The 17686-nt window shown below is 61.5% G+C and carries 16 protein-coding genes and 1 pseudogene; 8 read left to right on the top strand and 9 right to left on the bottom strand.

Features of this window, described 5'->3' with window-relative positions; all coding sequences use genetic code 11:
- Position 1: 1 nt before the first annotated feature.
- Positions 2–1216 carry a ubiquinone biosynthesis hydroxylase gene (locus EFR00_RS10240; protein ID WP_077992241.1) on the bottom strand — a complete coding sequence of 405 codons (1215 nt, stop codon included), beginning with the start codon at positions 1214–1216 and terminating at the stop codon, positions 2–4.
- Positions 1217–1300: 84 nt separating this feature from the next.
- Between EFR00_RS10240 and tesB the strand changes: the two are divergent.
- The 6 genes and pseudogenes from tesB (at position 1301) to EFR00_RS10210 (ending at position 8980) form a co-directional block, all read left to right on the top strand.
- Positions 1301–2184: pseudogene (gene tesB, locus EFR00_RS10235) on the top strand (acyl-CoA thioesterase II).
- Between the two features lie 210 nt (positions 2185–2394).
- The gene (locus EFR00_RS10230; protein ID WP_003543684.1) at positions 2395–2745 is read left to right on the top strand and encodes a P-II family nitrogen regulator; all 351 of its coding nucleotides are present in this window, start codon (positions 2395–2397) and stop codon (positions 2743–2745) included.
- A 25-nt stretch (positions 2746–2770) separates the two neighbouring features.
- Positions 2771–4204 carry an ammonium transporter gene (locus EFR00_RS10225; protein ID WP_077992238.1) on the top strand — a complete coding sequence of 478 codons (1434 nt, stop codon included), beginning with the start codon at positions 2771–2773 and terminating at the stop codon, positions 4202–4204.
- 250 nt (positions 4205–4454) lie between these two features.
- Positions 4455–7136: an FtsK/SpoIIIE family DNA translocase gene (locus EFR00_RS10220; protein WP_077992236.1), complete on the top strand. Its 2682-nt coding sequence runs from the start codon at positions 4455–4457 to the stop codon at positions 7134–7136.
- 139 nt (positions 7137–7275) lie between these two features.
- Positions 7276–7944 carry an outer membrane lipoprotein carrier protein LolA gene (locus EFR00_RS10215; RefSeq protein WP_038691879.1) on the top strand — a complete coding sequence of 223 codons (669 nt, stop codon included), beginning with the start codon at positions 7276–7278 and terminating at the stop codon, positions 7942–7944.
- A 232-nt stretch (positions 7945–8176) separates the two neighbouring features.
- On the top strand, positions 8177–8980 hold the full coding sequence (locus EFR00_RS10210; protein WP_077992233.1) for an exodeoxyribonuclease III: 804 nt from the start codon (positions 8177–8179) through the stop codon (positions 8978–8980).
- Positions 8981–8984: 4 nt separating this feature from the next.
- Here the strand turns inward: EFR00_RS10210 and EFR00_RS10205 are convergent, their stop codons facing one another.
- Positions 8985–9440 (bottom strand): cyclic nucleotide-binding domain-containing protein, encoded by a 456-nt coding sequence (locus EFR00_RS10205; RefSeq protein WP_038691875.1) that lies wholly within the window; start codon positions 9438–9440, stop codon positions 8985–8987.
- A gap of 226 nt (positions 9441–9666) precedes the next feature.
- Entirely contained in the window at positions 9667–10350 is a 684-nt protein-coding gene (locus EFR00_RS10200) for a response regulator transcription factor (protein WP_011427159.1), read from the bottom strand.
- A gap of 140 nt (positions 10351–10490) precedes the next feature.
- Between EFR00_RS10200 and EFR00_RS10195 the strand changes: the two genes are divergently transcribed.
- Together EFR00_RS10195 and EFR00_RS10190 are read left to right on the top strand one after the other, a co-directional pair.
- Positions 10491–11039, top strand: a complete 549-nt coding sequence (locus tag EFR00_RS10195) for a L,D-transpeptidase family protein (protein WP_009988317.1) — start codon at positions 10491–10493, stop codon at positions 11037–11039.
- Between the two features lie 183 nt (positions 11040–11222).
- Complete coding sequence (locus tag EFR00_RS10190; RefSeq protein WP_077992230.1) at positions 11223–12053, top strand: aldo/keto reductase; 831 nt, start codon at positions 11223–11225, stop codon at positions 12051–12053.
- A gap of 104 nt (positions 12054–12157) precedes the next feature.
- Here EFR00_RS10190 and leuC read toward each other — a convergent pair whose 3' ends face one another.
- The 6 genes from leuC to rimM all read right to left on the bottom strand — a co-directional run bounded on the left by leuC (position 12158) and on the right by rimM (position 17600).
- Positions 12158–13567, bottom strand: coding sequence for a 3-isopropylmalate dehydratase large subunit (gene leuC / locus EFR00_RS10185; RefSeq protein WP_038691868.1), 1410 nt, complete (start codon positions 13565–13567; stop codon positions 12158–12160).
- A 245-nt stretch (positions 13568–13812) separates the two neighbouring features.
- On the bottom strand, positions 13813–14628 hold the full coding sequence (locus tag EFR00_RS10175) for an amino acid ABC transporter permease (protein ID WP_077992227.1): 816 nt from the start codon (positions 14626–14628) through the stop codon (positions 13813–13815).
- A gap of 16 nt (positions 14629–14644) precedes the next feature.
- Positions 14645–15442, bottom strand: coding sequence for a transporter substrate-binding domain-containing protein (locus EFR00_RS10170; RefSeq protein ID WP_038691865.1), 798 nt, complete (start codon positions 15440–15442; stop codon positions 14645–14647).
- A gap of 138 nt (positions 15443–15580) precedes the next feature.
- Positions 15581–16117 carry a 50S ribosomal protein L19 gene (gene rplS / locus EFR00_RS10165; RefSeq protein ID WP_038691862.1) on the bottom strand — a complete coding sequence of 179 codons (537 nt, stop codon included), beginning with the start codon at positions 16115–16117 and terminating at the stop codon, positions 15581–15583.
- A gap of 212 nt (positions 16118–16329) precedes the next feature.
- The gene (gene trmD, locus EFR00_RS10160) at positions 16330–17031 is read right to left on the bottom strand and encodes a tRNA (guanosine(37)-N1)-methyltransferase TrmD (RefSeq protein ID WP_009994360.1); all 702 of its coding nucleotides are present in this window, start codon (positions 17029–17031) and stop codon (positions 16330–16332) included.
- Positions 17031–17600 carry a ribosome maturation factor RimM gene (rimM, locus tag EFR00_RS10155; protein WP_077992451.1) on the bottom strand — a complete coding sequence of 190 codons (570 nt, stop codon included), beginning with the start codon at positions 17598–17600 and terminating at the stop codon, positions 17031–17033. Before rimM ends, trmD begins: the two co-directional genes overlap by 1 nt.
- Positions 17601–17686: the final 86 nt, after the last annotated feature.

The following is a 17686-nucleotide window of genomic DNA, read 5'->3' as shown; positions in this document are numbered from 1 at the left end:
TTTAGATCGTCTGGCCGGTCAGCAGGCGCGGGTTGTCCTTCGCCGTCGTTCCGGCCGCCTGGCCGATGAAGAAGGATTTGAGGCGCGGCAGCCGGTCGACAATGCCGAGGCCGACATCGCGGGCGACGCGGATCGGCATTGCATCATTGGAGAAGAGCCGGTTCAGCACGTCGGTCGTCACGCCCATGCGGAAGGTATCGAAGCGCCGCCAGGTCTGGTAGCGCTCGAGAATGTTGATCGAACCGATATCGAGGCCGAGACGATCGGCTTCCACGATGGTTTCGGCCAGCGCCGCCACATCCTTGAAGCCGAGGTTTAAGCCTTGTCCTGATATCGGATGGATGCCGTGGGCGGCGTCGCCGGCGAGCGCGAAACGCGGAGCGACGAAGGCGCGGGCCAGCGTCAGGCCGAGCGGAAAGGCGCGCTTGTCGCCAATGACCTTCAGCGCCCCGAGTTTGTGCCCGAAGCGGCGTTCCAGTTCCTCCTCGAAGACCAGCTCGTCGGCGGCCACCAGCCGATCGGCATCATGCGTGCGCTCGGTCCAGACCAGCGAAGAACGGTTGTTCCTGAGCGGCAGGATGGCGAAGGGGCCGGCCGGCAGGAAATGCTCCTCGGCGCAACCCTCATGCGGCCGCTCATGTTCGACGGTCGCGACAATGCCGGACTGGCCGTAGTCCCAGGTGACGGTCCTGATGCCGACGAGATCACGCAGCTTCGAGCGCACGCCGTCGCAGGCCACCACCAGCCGGGATTCCAGCGTGCTGCCGTCCGAAAGCATGACGGTGGCATGACTGTCCCCAGTTTTGAGCTCCGTCGCACCAAGTCCGTGGCGGATGTCGATGCCGAGTCGTTCGCAGGTGCCGCGCAGTGCCGCGACCATGGCGACGTTGGGGATCATGTGGGCGAAGGGCCGGCCTTCGGCCACTTCACCGTCGAAGGTCAGAAACACCGGTCGCACCGGATCCGAGGTCCTGGAATCGGTGACGATCATCTTGGTGATCGGCTGGGCCTCCGGCTCGATCTCGTCCCAGACGCCGAAGACCTGAAGCATCTTCGCCGCCGCGGCGATGATGGCAGAAGCCCGCGTATCGTTTCTCCAGACATGTTCGGGGGCGGCCTCGACCACCGAGACTTTCAGATGCGGCGCTGCCTGCTTGACCGCGACGGCCGCGGAAAGGCCGACATAGCCCCCGCCCACAACCAGCATATCAAGCATCGCGCCGCTCCCGTACCTTGTGCCTCAGATGTGATCTATATAGATCATCGCAACCTCACTTCCTACCGCCGGGAGGCATACAAAATGACGCGCGAGACATCAGGGCCTTCGGCGATGGAGAGGCTGCTTGCGACGCTCGATCTGGAGCCGATCGAGGTCGACATCTTCCGTGGCCGCAGCCCTCAGGCGGGATGGCAGCGGGTCTTCGGCGGGCAGGTGATCGGCCAGGCGCTGATGGCGGCGCAGCGCACCATCGAGGCTGAGCGTTTCGTCCATTCGCTGCACGCCTATTTCATGCGGCCCGGAGATCCCTCGGTGCCGATCATCTATCAGGTGGAGCGCATCCGCGACGGATCGAGCTTCAATACCAGGCGTGTCGTCGCGATCCAGCACGGCAGGGCGATCTTCGCGTTGTCGGCCTCTTTCCAGCTGGAAGAGCTCGGCTTCGACCACCAGATCGTCATGCCCGAGGTGCAGATGCCGGAGGCGCTGCTCGGCGAGCAGCAGATCAAGGAACAATATCTCGCGCATGCGCCGGAGGCGATCCGAAATACTGGCAGCGCGAGCGGCCGATCGAAATCCGTCCGGTCTCGCTGACGCACTATTTTTCCGACAAGAAGCTCGACCCCAAACAGGACGTCTGGGTGCGCGCCACCGGCCCGGTTCCCGACGATCGGCGCTACCAGGCGGCGGTGCTTGCCTATCTCTCCGACATGACGCTGCTCGACACGTCGCTTTATGCGCATGGTACGTCGATCTTCGATCAGAGCCTGCAGGTGGCGAGCCTCGATCACTCCATGTGGTTCCATCGGCCCTGCAAGCTCGACGACTGGCTGCTCTATACGCAGGATAGCCCATCGGCTTCCGGCGCCAGAGGGCTGACACGCGGGAGCCTGTTTACCCGGTCGGGACTGCTCGTCGCCTCGGTCGCCCAGGAAGGTTTGATTCGTAAAAAGGCAAATGAATAAATAATAGGCATATTTCGAATTTTGGGCATTATTTGTGCGCTTATTGCTCAATCATCTGCCTGTTTATTGGCGTCATTTGATTTAATCTATGTATTTCAATACCTTATATCGAGCCACGAATCTGGCACGTCCTTTGAATGTATAACGCCGGTCGCTGTTCAGGAACGTCAGCGGCAAGGAGAGTCGGCTCCGTGCCGAGGATAACGAAGGATGGGAAACCAGATGAAAATTGTGATGGCTATTATCAAGCCGTTCAAGCTCGATGAGGTCCGCGAAGCCCTTACGGCGATCGGCATTCAGGGCCTGACCGTGACCGAAGTGAAGGGTTACGGCCGCCAGAAGGGGCATACCGAAATCTATCGCGGCACCGAATATGCGGTCAGCTTCCTGCCGAAGCTCAAGATCGAAATCGCCGTTGCATCGGAACTCGTCGACCGGGCGGTCGAAGCCATCGCGGCGTCGGCCAAGACCGGCCAGATCGGCGACGGCAAGATTTTCGTCTATTCGATCGATCATGCCGTGCGCATCCGTACGGGCGAAACCGATTCAGAAGCGCTGTAAGCGGCAGATCAAGGAGCTTTTTTCAATGTCGACTTCGAAGTTTTCTTCCCCCTTTGCGCTGATCTGCGCAGCAACAGCTGCGCTTCTGGCGCCGGTTGTCGCTTTCGCGCAGGAGGCTGCGCCCGCCGCCACCACGGCCGCTGCCGCCGCCCCGGCCTTCACCATGGACAAGGGTGACAATGCCTGGATGCTCATCTCCTCGGCGCTCGTCCTGCTGATGACCATCCCCGGCCTGGCGCTGTTCTACGGCGGTCTCGTCCGCGCCAAGAACATGCTCTCCGTGCTGATGCAGGTCTTCATGATCACCGCCGTCGTGGCGCTGCTCTGGGTGACCTACGGCTATTCCCTCGCCTTCACCGACGGCGGCTCGCTGAACAGCTTCGTCGGCGGCTTCTCAAAGGCGTTCCTTGCCGGCGTCAACACCTCGTCGCTCGTCGAAACCTTCTCGAAGGGTGTCGCCATTCCCGAATACACCTTCATCGTCTTCCAGATGACCTTCGCCTGCATCACGCCCGGCCTGATCGTCGGCGCCTTCGCCGAGCGCATCAAGTTCTCGGCCGTCATGCTCTTCGTCGTGCTCTGGGTTACCTTCATCTACTTCCCGATGGCGCACATGGTCTGGTTCTGGGGCGGTCCGAGCTCCTACACCTCGCCGTCCGGTCTGATCTTCTCCTACGGCGCAATCGATTTCGCCGGCGGCACGGTCGTTCACATCAATGCGGGTATTGCCGGCCTCGTCGGCGCCATCATGCTCGGCAAGCGCACCGGTTATAAGAAGGAAATCATGGCTCCGCACTCGATGACGCTGACCATGGTCGGCGCCTCGCTGCTCTGGGTCGGCTGGTTCGGCTTCAACGCCGGCTCCAACCTCGAAGCCAATGGCTATGCCTCGCTCGCCATGATCAACACCTTCGTTGCGACGGCAGCCGCCGCCGTGTCCTGGTGCATCATCGAAAGCCTCACCCGCGGCAAGGCTTCGATGCTCGGCGGTGCTTCGGGTGCCGTCGCCGGTCTCGTCGCCATCACCCCTGCGGCCGGCTTTGCCGGCCCAATGGGCTCGATCGTTCTCGGCCTGATCGTTTCGCCGGTCTGCTACTTCTTCGTCGACGTCGTGAAGAACAAGTTCAACTACGACGACAGCCTCGATGTCTTCGGCGTGCATTGCGTCGGCGGCATCATCGGCGCTCTCGGCACCGGTATCCTCGTCAACCCGGCGCTGGGCGGTGCAGGCATCGTCGATTATTCGACAGCCGATTTCGCCGCCTCCTATGCCGGCACGGCAACCCAGGTCTGGGCTCAGGCCAAGGGCGTGCTGACGACGCTACTGTGGTCGGGCATCGGTTCGGCGATCCTTTACAAGATCGTCGACGTCGTCGTCGGCCTGCGCGTCAGCGTCGAGGCCGAGCGCGAAGGTCTCGACCTTTCGACCCACGGCGAAGCCGCCTACCACTCGTCTTGATCAAAGGGTTTGCGGCGCCCGGCAGAAGGGCGCCGCTTCACGGCCCGTCGCGGCCTATCTAACCATAGACCGCATTCGGCCCGGACCTTTCAAGGTTCGGGCCTTTTTTATTTCCCTGTTCGGAATGCACGTCCAGCCATGCATGGTTAATATCGCTTTAACCCCGTTCTGGTTAGGTAGAGCGGACGCATTTTGGCATGGCGAAGCTTCGGTGATTCGCATGCCCTCAGGCAGTGGACGGGTTAGACACATGGCAAGAAGCACGTCGCCGGCGATGGATGGCCGTCCGGATCGGTTCTCCTTCTCGGCATTCATGCTGCGGCAGATCCAGGCGCTCATCGGCTTTGCGATCTTTCTGCTGCTGGCGTTCTGCGTCGCGGCGCTGGCGACATGGAACGTCGCGGATCCGAGCTATTCCTATGCCACCGCCAACCTGCCGACGAATATCCTCGGCTACAGCGGCGCTGCCTTTGCCGATATCGTCATGCAGTTCCTCGGGCTTGCCAGCGTCGTTTCGATGCTGCCGATCGTCGCCTGGGCGCTGACGATGATCTCGGGCCGCAGCTTCAGCCGCATTCCCGCCCGCATCGGCGCCTGGTTTGCCGGTTCGGTGCTTTCCTCCGCCGTCATCGGCTGTTTTCCGCCGCCGCTCACTTGGCCGATCCCGAACGGCATCGGCGGCGTCGTCGGCGATATGATCCTGCGTTTTCCCGCGCTCTTCGTCGGCGCCTATCCCACCGGCACCTTCGCCATGGTCGTCGGCTGCATCTTTGCCGTACCGACTGCCTGGATGATGCTGTTTGCATCAGGCCTCGTCGGCCGCAGCGAAGCTGATGACGAAATCGAGGACGATTACGTCGAGACGACAAGCAAGGCGCGGGTCGTCGGAGACGAAGACGAGAAAGAGGAGTCGCGCTGGGTCGCTTTCAGCGGCGCGATGACACATGCCTGGTATATGAGCCAGGGGCGGCTGCGTCGGCTCCTCGGCATGGGACCGCGCAAGCGGCGCCAGGGCGATTTCGAATCACCCTATGATTTCAACGATGATGAATTCGGCACGCTGAACGAACCGGTGCGCGCCAAGGCGCCGGCCGTGCGCGGCGAGCGCATGGAACCGTCGATGGAGCCATCGATGGGGGCGAGGGCGGCTTCGCCGCGGCGCGTCGTCGCCGCGCCGTCGCTTTCCATCGACGACGAGGATGAGGACGACGATCCGCCCTTCGATACCGACATGCCGCCGCGCCCGGCCGATATCCTGCCCGACGACGATGACGACGACTGGATGATCCGCGCGCCGGCGAAAGCCATCGGCAAGCCGGAACCTCGCGTCGTGCCCGCGATCTCGCGTCCAAAACCCGGCGCTCGCATCGAGCGCGAGGCGCAGGGTTCGTTCATTCGTCCTGAGGGTTTTCAGCTGCCCTCGATGCACCTGCTCGCCGAACCGAGGAACGTGGTCCGCGATTCAACGTTGTCGGCCGACGCGCTGGAGCAGAATGCCCGCATGCTTGAGGGCGTGCTCGAAGATTTCGGCGTCAAGGGTGAGATCATCCATGTTCGTCCCGGCCCCGTCGTCACGCTTTACGAACTGGAGCCGGCGCCCGGCATCAAGTCGTCGCGGGTCATCGGCCTTGCCGACGACATCGCCCGGTCGATGAGCGCCATTGCCGCCCGCGTCGCCGTCGTTCCCGGCCGCAATGCGATCGGCATCGAACTGCCGAACCAGACGCGCGAGACCGTATTCCTGCGCGAGTTGATCGCCTCCCGGGATTTCGACGGCAGCAAGGCCAAGCTCGCCATGGCGCTCGGTAAGACGATCGGCGGCGAAGCCGTCATTGCCGATCTCGCCAAGATGCCGCATCTGCTCGTCGCCGGCACCACCGGCTCGGGCAAGTCAGTCGCCATCAACACGATGATCCTGTCGCTGCTCTACCGCATGACGCCGGAACAGTGCCGGCTGATCATGATCGATCCGAAGATGCTCGAACTCTCCGTCTATGACGGCATTCCGCACCTGCTTTCGCCTGTCGTCACCGATCCGAAGAAGGCCGTCGTCGCGCTCAAATGGACCGTCCGCGAGATGGAAGAGCGCTACAAGAAGATGTCGAAGATCGGCGTGCGCAATATCGACGGCTTCAATACCCGTGTCGAACAGGCCTTGTCGAAGGGCGAGGTGATCTCGCGCACGGTGCAGACCGGCTTCGACCGCCATACCGGCGAGGCGATGTACGAGACCGAAGAGTTCGACCTGAGGCCGATGCCCTATATCGTCGTCATCATCGACGAGATGGCCGACCTGATGATGGTCGCCGGCAAGGACATCGAAGGCGCCGTCCAGCGCCTGGCGCAGATGGCGCGTGCGGCCGGCATACATGTGATCATGGCGACGCAGCGCCCTTCCGTCGACGTCATCACCGGCACGATCAAGGCGAACTTCCCGACCCGCATCTCCTTCCAGGTCACCTCGAAGATCGACAGCCGCACCATCCTCGGCGAACAGGGTGCCGAGCAGCTGCTCGGCATGGGCGACATGCTCTACATGGCCGGCGGCGGGCGCATCCAGCGCGTGCATGGCCCATTCGTCTCGGATGTCGAGGTCGAAGAGATCGTCTCCTACCTGAAGACGCAGGGCTCGCCGCAATATCTCGACGCGATTACCGCCGATGACGACGAGGATGGCGATTATGGCGGCGGCGGACCGGCCGGCACGTCGAACCTTTCGGATTCGGAAGATCCCTATGATCAGGCCGTCGCCGTCGTGCTGCGTGACGGCAAGGCCTCAACCTCCTATGTGCAGCGCCGTCTCGGCATCGGCTATAACAGAGCCGCCTCGCTGATCGAGCGCATGGAGAAGGAGGGCATCATCGGGCCGGCCAACCATGCCGGCAAACGCGAAATCCTCGTTCCCACAGAAGACGACATCCTCGACCGCTGAGATAACAGCCATATATTTCAGATACGGCCGCTACTGCGGAAACCCGATCGCAGCAAAGCCGTTTCCTCTCGCGGGCCGATCGCAACGCCTTGAAGACGCCGCCTTTCGGCAGCATGCAGATCGCATAAAGGAGATTTAGATGCGTAACTCCGATCCCTTCCTCTCCGGCCTGACGATGACGCGGCGCGATCTTCTCGGCGCTTTCGCCGTGGCTGCGGTGGCAAGCGCCATTCCCTTCGGCGCCCGCGCGCAGGCGGCGGCACCCGCCTCCGGCACGGCGCAGGCGATTGCCGACCATTTCTCCGGCGTCACGACGATGCAAGGCGAATTCGTGCAGTTCGGCCCGCGCGGCGAGCAGACCGGCGGCAAGTTCTTCATCCAGCGCCCCGGCAAGCTGCGCTTCAACTATGACGATCCGTCGCCGATGCGGGTGATCGCCGACGGCAAGAACGTCGCCATCGGCAATACCAAGCTCAAGACCTGGGATCTCTATCCGCTCTCGAAGACGCCGCTCAGCCTGCTGCTGGCGCAGCGCATCGACCTGTCGGCCGGCATGGTGAAGGGCGTCAAGGAAGAGTCTGATCTGACGACGATCGCCCTTGGCAACAACACCGTGTTCGGAAACTCGACCATCACCATGATGTTCGACCCGAAAACCTATGACCTGCGTCAGTGGACGATCACCGACAATCAGGGCAAGGACACTTCGGTGATGATCTTCAACGTCAAAACAGGCGTGCAGTTCGATGATCGCGTCTTCCGGGTTCCCTATGAGAGTATTCCCGGCACGCCGCAATCGCGCGACTAGAACAGGATGATTTTAGGCTTGAGGCCTAAAATCTGAATCCTGTTCTAAATTCAAGAGTTAGAGCATGATGTCGCCCGAAAATCGCTTACACTTTTCGGCATCATGCTCTGAGCCTTTTCGGTTGATCTCCTGACGCTTTTGCACGCGGCCCGGTTCCCTCCGGTCCGCCTTTGTTCTAAAGCCCTTTCATGATAGCACGCCGTTTCCCGGCGTGCGGGAAAGGGCTTGCCGCATGGGCTTTTCAATTACCACCTGGAATATCAATTCGGTACGGTTGCGCATGCCGATCGTCGAGCAGCTCGTTCTCAAGCACAGGCCGGATATCCTATGCCTGCAGGAAACCAAGGTGCCGAACGAGCTCTTTCCCGCCGCGCCCTTGCGGGCCATGGGCTATGATCACATCATCATCCACGGTCAGAAGGGTTATCACGGCGTGGCGATCGCCTCGCGCATTCCGCTGACCGAAGATCACCGGCAGGATTATTGCGGCGTCGGCGACGCCCGCCACATATCGGCGATCTTCGAACGCGGCAATCGCCGCATCCGGCTGCATAATTTTTACGTCCCGGCCGGCGGCGACGAGCCGGACCGGACGATCAATCCGAAATTCGGCCACAAACTCGATTTCATCGAGGAAATGAAGCTGCTGAAGGCCAATGGCGAGGCCAATACCTCGGCCATCCTGGTGGGAGACCTCAACATCGCGCCGCTGGAACACGACGTCTGGTCGCATAAGCAGCTGCTCAAGATCGTCAGCCATACGCCCGTCGAAACCGACGGGCTGCTCGAGGTGATGAAGCGCGGCGCCTGGCTCGATCTCATGCGCCAGCACGTGCCGGCCAGCGAGAAGCTCTATACCTGGTGGAGCTACCGCGCCAAGGACTGGGAAGCGGCCGATCGCGGCCGCCGGCTCGACCACATCTGGTCCTCATCGGATCTCGGGCCGCATCTCAAGCGTATCGAAATCCTGAAGGAAGCGCGCGGCTGGGACCGGCCCTCGGACCATGTGCCGGTGACGGCGCATTTCGATCTGTGACAAGTCAGCTGAACCGGTGAAACTGGCTTGCGGCCTTGGCAGCAAGTTCAGCAAGATTGTCGCGTATGCGATTTTCAATCAGACGGGCCGCGTCCGGATATTCCTCGAGCAGCCGATGGAAGAGAGCGCGGGTGATGCGGATGATGCTCGTATCCTCACGCGCGATCGCGGTGAACTTGCGCTCGACCAAAGTCACCAGCGCCAGCTCGGAAATCAGCGTGCCGGGTCCGGCAACGGCATCGGCCCGCTGCATGCCGTCGCTGCTCGTGGTGCTGAGTGCCAGGCTGCCGCTCAAGACGACATAGGCGCTCTCGGCCGGCGCGCCCTGGCGAAACAGCATCTGGCCGGCGGCGATCATGCGCCGGTCGGCGCCGAAAGCGATCAGTCGCAGCTGGTCCTCGCTCATGTCCTTGAACAGCGGAAGCTGCGAGAGCAGGTGAATGTCGTCCGTCAGCGCCATGCGGGCTTTTCGCCTTGGAGCAATTCCAACAAAACGGCGGAGCGGTTTGCGTGCGGAACTGCGTGGAAACAAAGAGATAGAGGATTTCCCGTGATTCGGAGGAAACCAAAATACTCTAGAGCATGATGGCCCAAAATTGTGAGCGGTTTTCGGGCAACATCATGCTCTGACTCTTAATCGAGAACAGGATTCAGATTTAGGCCGCCCGGCCTAAAATCATCCTGTTCTAGGGTATGATCTTGTAGCCGCCGTTTTCCGTCACCAGGATTTCCGCGTTTGAGGGGTCGCGCTCGATCTTCTGGCGCAGCCGGTAGACATGGGTTTCCAGCGTATGGGTGGTGACGCCGGAATTATAGCCCCAGACCTCTTCGAGAAGCACGTCGCGGGTGACGACCTTCTGTTCAGCGCGGTAGAGATAGCGGATGATTGCCGCTTCCTTTTCCGTCAGACGGATTTTCTGGCCGTTGTCGGTGGTCAGCAGCTTCTGGCTCGGCTTAAAGAGATAAGGGCCGACGGTAAAGGTTGCGTCCTCGCTCTGCTCGTGTTGGCGCAGCTGCACGCGGATGCGCGCGAGCAGCACGGCGAAACGAAAGGGTTTGGTGACATAATCGTTGGCGCCGGCTTCGAGGCCGAGGATCGTATCGGAATCCGTATCATGGCCGGTGAGCATGATGATCGGCGCCTTGAAGCCGCCTTTGCGCAGGAGCTTCACCGCTTCGCGGCCATCCATGTCAGGGAGGCCGACATCCATGATCAACAGATCGACCGGCGTCGAACGGGCGGTTGCAACACCCTTGCCGGCGTTGGCTTCCTGCAGAACCGTGAATTCCTCATAAAGCGACAATTGCTCCGTCAGCGTCTGTCGAAGGTCTTCGTCGTCATCCACCAGAAGAATGGTGCGTGCGGTCATGCCGTTGCGTCCTCATGTTAGGTCTCCTAGTCCTACGCCAAATTGCAGCTTTGGCAAGGATCGGCCGGCGGAGCTGTTGCCGGGCATGTTTGCATATGATTTCAATCAAAGCCTCAGGCAATGCAAGACATGCGAGAAAAATGGAAAAAGCAAGGCGCAAGCCGAGGGTCAGGTCGTCGACGGTCGTAGTGCGCCCGGCACCGGGGAGAAAGAGCCGCGCGATCGTCCGGCTTGGCGCGATCATCGTGCCTGCCGCGATCGGCCGCTCCGGCCGCTCCGTCCTGAAACGCGAGGGTGACGGCGCCACGCCGATCACATCGATGAAGCTGCTGTCAGGCTTCCGGCGCGGCGAGCGGAACGGCCGGCTCGCCACTGCGCTTCCCATCCGCCGCATCGGCGCCGGCATGCTCTGGTGCGACCAGTCAGGCGATGCCAACTACAATCGGCTCGTCAGGGCGCCGTTCGGTGCCAGTCACGAGGAGATGCGGCGCAGCGACGGGCTTTACGATATCTGCCTGGTGATGGACTGGAACATCTCCTGCCGGGCGCGCAACCGCGGCTCGGCGATCTTCTTCCATCTCATCCGACCGGGCTACGAGCCGACAGCCGGCTGCGTGGCGGTGAGTCTCGGCGACATGCGCCGCCTCCTGCCGCATCTCCGCAAGGGAACGATTGTCCGGGTGGTCTGATTGTCTTCCGGATGCGGCTGCCTATATCCTTCCGGTGACCGAACGCTAAGGCTGAGATGCGTTCTGGGACGCCCGCGCCATTCAAAGTGCTACAGCGTCCTTTGCGCGTCTGAAGGACGCGCGGCGCTGTAGGCGGGCGCAACTCATGCCTCGTCCAATTCTTCAAACTCCCGGAGATATATTGTGACCGCTCACCCCATCATCACTTTCCATGACGGACATTCCATTCCACAGGTCGGGCTCGGCGTCTGGCAGACACCGCAGGAGATTGCCGCCCCGACTGTGCGCACTGCCATTGCCGCCGGCTATCGCCATATCGATACGGCGTCCGGTTACGACAATGAGGAGGGTGTCGGCGAAGGCATCCGCTCTTCCGGCCTCGACCGCAAGGACATCTTCGTCACCACCAAGCTCAGGAACACCGATCAGGGCTACGACAATACGCTGCGTGCCTTCGACGGCAGCCTGAAGAAGCTCGGCTCCGACTATGTCGACCTTTATCTCGTTCACTGGCCGTCGCCGCATCGCGGCCTCTACATCGAAACCTGGAAGGCGTTCGTGCGCATAAGGGAAGAGGGGCGAGCCCGCTCGATCGGTGTGTCGAATTTTTATCCCGAGCATCTGGAGCGGATCATCGGCGAAACCGGCGTCGTTCCTGTCATCAACCAGATCGAGCTGCATCCCGACTTCCAGCAGAAGGCGGCGCAGGAGGCACATAAAAAGCTGAACATCGCTACTGAATCCTGGAGCCCGCTTGGCCAAGGGCAGTTCATCTCGGACCCTGTCATCGGCGAGATCGCCAGGAAACATCGGAAGACGCCGGCTCAGGTCATTATCCGCTGGCACATCGACAGCGGCCTCGTCGTCATCCCGAAGTCGGTGACGCCGTCGCGCATCGAGGAGAATTTCCAGGTGTTCGACTTCAAGCTCGATGCCGATGACATGGCGGCGATCGCCAAGCTCGACAGCGCAAGCGCCCGCATGGGACCGGACCCGATGACGGCGGCTTTTTGATTGCCGGTGCGATCAATACCGTCGATCTCGACGCCGCAATAAAAAAGGCCGCCCGATGCGCTGAGGCGCATCGGGCGGCTTTATCTTTCATTCCGCCGGACGGATCAGTTCCACTCGCGGATATCGACGAAGTGACCGGCAATCGCCGCTGCGGCGGCCATGGCCGGCGAGACGAGGTGCGTGCGGCCCTTGAAGCCCTGGCGGCCTTCGAAGTTGCGGTTCGAGGTCGAGGCACAACGTTCGCCCGGCTTCAGGCGGTCGTCGTTCATGGCAAGACACATGGAGCAGCCCGGCTCGCGCCAGTCGAAACCGGCGGCCTTGAAGATCTTGTCGAGCCCCTCGGCTTCCGCCTGTTCCTTCACGAGGCCGGAGCCGGGAACGATCATGGCGTTGACGGTCGAAGCAACGGTCTTGCCCTCGACGACCTTGGCGACGGCGCGCAGGTCTTCGATGCGGCCGTTGGTGCAGGAGCCGATGAAGACCCGGTCAATGCTGATGTCGGTCATCGGGGTGCCCGGCTTCAGGCCCATGTACTCGAGCGCGCGCCACTTGGAGGCACGCTTCGTCTCGTCCTGGATTTCGTCGGGGTTCGGTACGATGCCCTGGACCGAGACGACGTCTTCAGGCGAAGAACCCCAGGAAACGATCGGTGGCAATTCGGCGGCGTTCAGTTTGACGACGCGGTCGAAATGGGCGCCTTCATCCGATTGCAGTGTCTTCCAGTAGGCGATCGCCTGTTCCAGCGCTTCGCCCTTCGGCGCGCGCGGCTTGCCCTTGATATATTCGAAGGTGATCTCATCAGGCGCGATCAGGCCGGCGCGGGCGCCGCCTTCGATCGACATGTTGCATATCGTCATGCGGCCTTCCATCGACAGCGAACGGATCGCTTCGCCGGCATATTCGATGACGTAGCCGGTGCCGCCTGCCGTGCCGATCTCGCCGATGATGGCAAGAACGATGTCCTTGGCGGTGACGCCGTGCGGCAACTGGCCGTCGACCTGCACCAGCATGTTCTTGGCCTTCTTCTGGATCAGCGTCTGGGTGGCAAGAACGTGCTCGACCTCAGACGTGCCGATGCCATGAGCGAGCGAGCCGAAAGCGCCGTGAGTGGAGGTGTGGCTATCGCCGCAAACGATCGTCATGCCCGGCAGGGTAAAGCCCTGTTCCGGCCCGATGATGTGCACGATGCCCTGGCGTTTATCGTTCTCGGAATAATACTCGACGTTGAACTCGGCGGCATTCTTGGCAAGTTGCTCGACCTGGATGCGGCTTTCTTCGTTCTTGATGCCGAGATGGCGATCCGGCGATGTCGGAACGTTGTGGTCGACGACGGCGAGGGTCTTTTCCGGCGCGCGAACCTTGCGGCCGCTCATGCGCAGGCCTTCGAAGGCCTGCGGCGAGGTGACTTCGTGGACCAGGTGGCGGTCGATGTAGAGAAGACAGGTTCCGTCGGCCTGTTCGTCGACCAGGTGGTCGTCCCAGATCTTGTCGTAGAGGGTACGCGGTGCGCTCATGGCGTTAAGTCCGTTTATTGGAAGCTTTGGAAAATCGGAAGAAGGCGGATCAGGCTCCGCCGGCCGTCATTCGATCAACGAAGTCGGCTGTTGAGCGCACCGGAGACGCAGGCAAAGAACCGCGCCGGCAGGCGATAATGATCCTGCAGCACGAAAATATGCGCGCCAGTGCATCTGAACTTGGATTCCATGGCGCTGGATATAGCGATTTTTGATCGAAACGGCAATTCGAATCGTGATGTGGCTCAGCGCGGCATCTGCTTCATCTTCTTCTCGATCCGGCGCAGCGCCAGCGACAGGCCGATCGTCAGGATCAGGTAGATATAGGTGACGATCGAATAGGTCTCGAAGAAGCGGAAGGAGCCGGAGGCGTAGACCTTGCCCATCTGGGTAATGTCGGCGACGCCGAGAACGGAGACGAGCGAGGAATCCTTCACCATCGAGACGAAGTCGTTGGAGAGGGGCGGGAAGATGACCCGGATGGCCTGCGGGAAGACGACGAGCCGGAACCGGCGGTAGCGCGACAGGCCGAGGGATTTGGCCGCCTCTATCTGGCCGATATCGACCGACTGGAAGCCGGCGCGGAAGATCTCGGCAATGAAGGAGGAATAGCCGATCATCAGCGCGATGATGGCCCGCCACATCAGCGACAGATCGCGCACGAGGATCGGTTCGGCAATGCCGGCCTGCACCAGCGGCGTGATGATTAAGTTATAGGCCGCGACAAGACCAGGCGCGCCGACAAAAGCGATGTAGAAGAGCAGCACCAGGATCGGAATGCCCCGGATGATCTCGATATAGAAGCGGGCGATCTGGCGCAGCACGATGCTGTCAGACAGGCCGAGCAGCGCGATGCCGAGACCAAGCACTGTCGCCAGCATGAAGGCGACGAGCGTCACGAAGACAGTAATGCCGGCGCCATTCACCACGGTCCGGAAGACCTGGGTGTAAATATCGTTGGTGATGATAACGACGGCGAGAACGAGACCGATCAGAACAAGGACGGCCAGCCACCAGGGACGGTCGTCCTTCTCATGTCGCAGGGATGGTTGTGGCGCCATCTGCGATCGCTCGGGACTATTCGCCCATCTTGTAGTCGAGGAACCACTTCTTGTTCAGCGCATCAAAGGTGCCGTCCGCCTTCAGCGCTGCGATAGCGGCATTGACGGGAGCGACGAGATCTGAGCCCTTCGGGAAGATGAAGCCGAAATCCTCGGTGCCGAGCGCTTCGCCGACCACCTTCAGCCCGCCGTTCGAGGAATCGACATAGCCCTTGGCCGCGACGCTGTCGGTCAGCACGAGGTCGACGTCGCCGGTCTTCAGCGCCTGCACGGTAGCGCCGAAGGTTTCGAAAAGCTTGATGCGCGGGTTCTGTTCGTTGCCATCGAGGATTTCATAGACGGCAGTATAAAAAGGCGATGTGCCGGGTTGGGCGCCGATCAGGCCGTCGTTGAAGGCGGCAAAGCTCTTGGCGTCGGTGAAGCGCTTCTCGTCGCCGCGCACCAGCATGAATTGTTGCGAGCGCATATAGGGATCGGAGAAATCGACCTTCTGCTTGCGGTCGTCCTTGATGGTGATGCCGGTCATGCCGATATTGTACTGGCCGTCGGAAACCGCCTGGATCATCGCGTCCCAGCTGGTGTTCTGGTATTCGACCTTGAAGTTCAGCCGCTTGGCGATCTCGTTCATCGCATCATATTCCCAGCCGATCGCCTTGCCGGATTTCGGATCGACGAACTGCAGCGGCGGATAGGCATTCTCGGTGACGACGACGACGCTCTTGCCGCCGAGATCAGGCAGTTCGGCAGCCGATGCGGACAGCGGCAGTAGGGCAAGGGCGGCAAAGCCCGCAAGAACGGTGCGGCGAAACAGCATGAGACGGCTCCAAGATTGAACGGCAAAAACTGTCATGGATGACCTGCGGAAGGCAAGGCCGCCGGCCGCGCGGGCGCGCAAAAAATAGAAAAGGCGATCCGAAGACCGCCTTTTCAGAAATAGAATTTTGCGCAGATCTTATTCTGCTGCAGCTTCCGCTGCGGCTGCTGCTTCGGCAGCGGCCTTGGCTTCGGCGGCTTCTGCTGCTGCCTTCTCGGCGGCAAGCGCCTGAGCGGCTGCAACCTTTTCAGCTTCGATGCGTGCCTTTTCCTCGGCAACGGCGGCGCGCTCGGCGTCGTTGAGCTTGCGGGCGCGGACGCCGGTGTCTTCAACGATACGGGCAGACTTGCCGCGACGGTCTCTGAGGTAATAGAGCTTGGCGCGACGGACCTTACCGCGGCGAACGACGTCGACGCTTTCGATCAGCGGCGAATAGACCGGGAATACGCGCTCGACGCCTTCGCCGTAGGAGATCTTGCGAACGGTGAAGTTTTCCTGCAGGCCGCCGCCGGAGCGGGCGATGCAGACGCCTTCATAGGCCTGAACGCGGGTACGGTTGCCTTCCGTGACCTTCACGTTGACGCGGACGGTGTCGCCCGGGGAGAATTCGGGAAGGGTGCGCTTGGCTTCGATCTTGGCGGCCTGTTCGGCCTCGAGCTGCTGAATGATGTTCATCGTCTTAACCTTTGGTTCTTCTGAAACAGCCAGAGCGCTCGGCACTGATCCCTTGGGCGAGCCTCGGGATTTTGCCCCTTCGGGGCGGGAGCGGATTCGCCATTCTTTGTTTGCTGGCAGACGGGGCTAACCCCATTTCCGCGTGCGCCAATACACGAAAGGCCGGAGCTTGTCATCCCTCGCACGGCATTTTTGTGAAGGGGAGGGGAGAATCAGCCGTTTTTCTCGGATTCAACCTTTTCGAAGAGATCCGGCCGCCGCTCCCGCGTCAGCCGCACCGCCTCCTCGTGGCGCCATTTTTCGATGGCGCCGTGGTTGCCGGACGTCAGGACGGAGGGGATTTCCCGGCCTTCCCACTCCTGCGGCCTGGTATAATGCGGATGCTCCAGCAATCCGCCTTCGAAGCTTTCGTGCAGGCCGGAAAGATTGTTGCCCATGACGCCGGGCAGGATGCGGACGATCGCATCGAGCACGATCAGTGCGGCCGGCTCACCGCCCGACAGCACGTAGTCGCCGATCGAGACCTCTTCCAGCCCCCGCGCTTCGATCACCCGCTGGTCGACGCCCTCGAAGCGGCCACAGACGATGATGACGCCGTCGCCCGCCGCCAGTTCGCGCACGCGCTGCTGTGTCAGCGGCCGTCCGCGCGGGCTCATCAGCAGGCGCGGGCGGGTATCGTCTTCACCGGTGCTGTCGATGGCACGGGCGAGCACATCGGGCTTGAGCACCATGCCGGCACCGCCGCCGGCGGGCGTGTCGTCGACGGTGCGGTGTTTATCGGTAGCGAAATCGCGGATCTGCACGGCGTCCAGGGACCATTGCCCGCGCTGCAGCGCCTTGCCGGCGAGCGAAAAGCCCAGATGTCCGGGAAACATTTCCGGATAGAGTGTCAGCACGCTTGCCCGGAAAGCCATCACTTCTTCTTTTTCGGCTTGTCGGGAACGAATTTCGAGAGTTCTTCGGGATCGTCGATCAGCCCCGCCGCCAGCGGATCGATCAGCAATGTACCGGCTTCGAGGTCGATCTCCAACACCGAGGCTTCCGAGAAGGGGATCAGCACCGGGCGCTTGCCTGGACCCTTGAGTTCCAGGAGATCGCCGGCGCCGAAATCGAAGACGCCGGTGACCGTGCCGTAGCTGACGCCCTGGTCGTCCCGTGCCTCGAGTCCTTCGAGATCGGCATAGTAGAACTCGTCGTCCTCCAGCTCCTCGTCGGGCAGATTGTCGCGCTCGATGTAGAGTTCCAGGCCGTTCAGCGCCTCGGCGGCGTTGCGGTCGTTGATGCCGCGGAACCGGACGACGACGACGTTCTTCATTTCGCGGATTTCGAGGATTTCGAAGCTGCGTCCGTCCATGCTGTGCAGATGGCCGTAGTCGCCGAGCGCGGCCGGATCGGCCGTATAGGCCTTGGCGCGCACTTCACCGCGCAGGCCCTGTGCGCCGCCGATCGTCGCCATCAGAACGGGGTTTTCAAGCTTTGTCATGGGTTCCTTCATGTGAAGCCGGAAGACAGGCTTCTCATAAACGAAGTGCGGGTAATTGGAAATGAAAACGGGCGGCATGTCGCCAT

It is taken from the genome of Rhizobium sophoriradicis (assembly GCF_003939025.1).
Classification (GTDB): domain Bacteria; phylum Pseudomonadota; class Alphaproteobacteria; order Rhizobiales; family Rhizobiaceae; genus Rhizobium; species Rhizobium sophoriradicis.
This window is presented reverse-complemented; position numbering and strand designations above follow the sequence as displayed.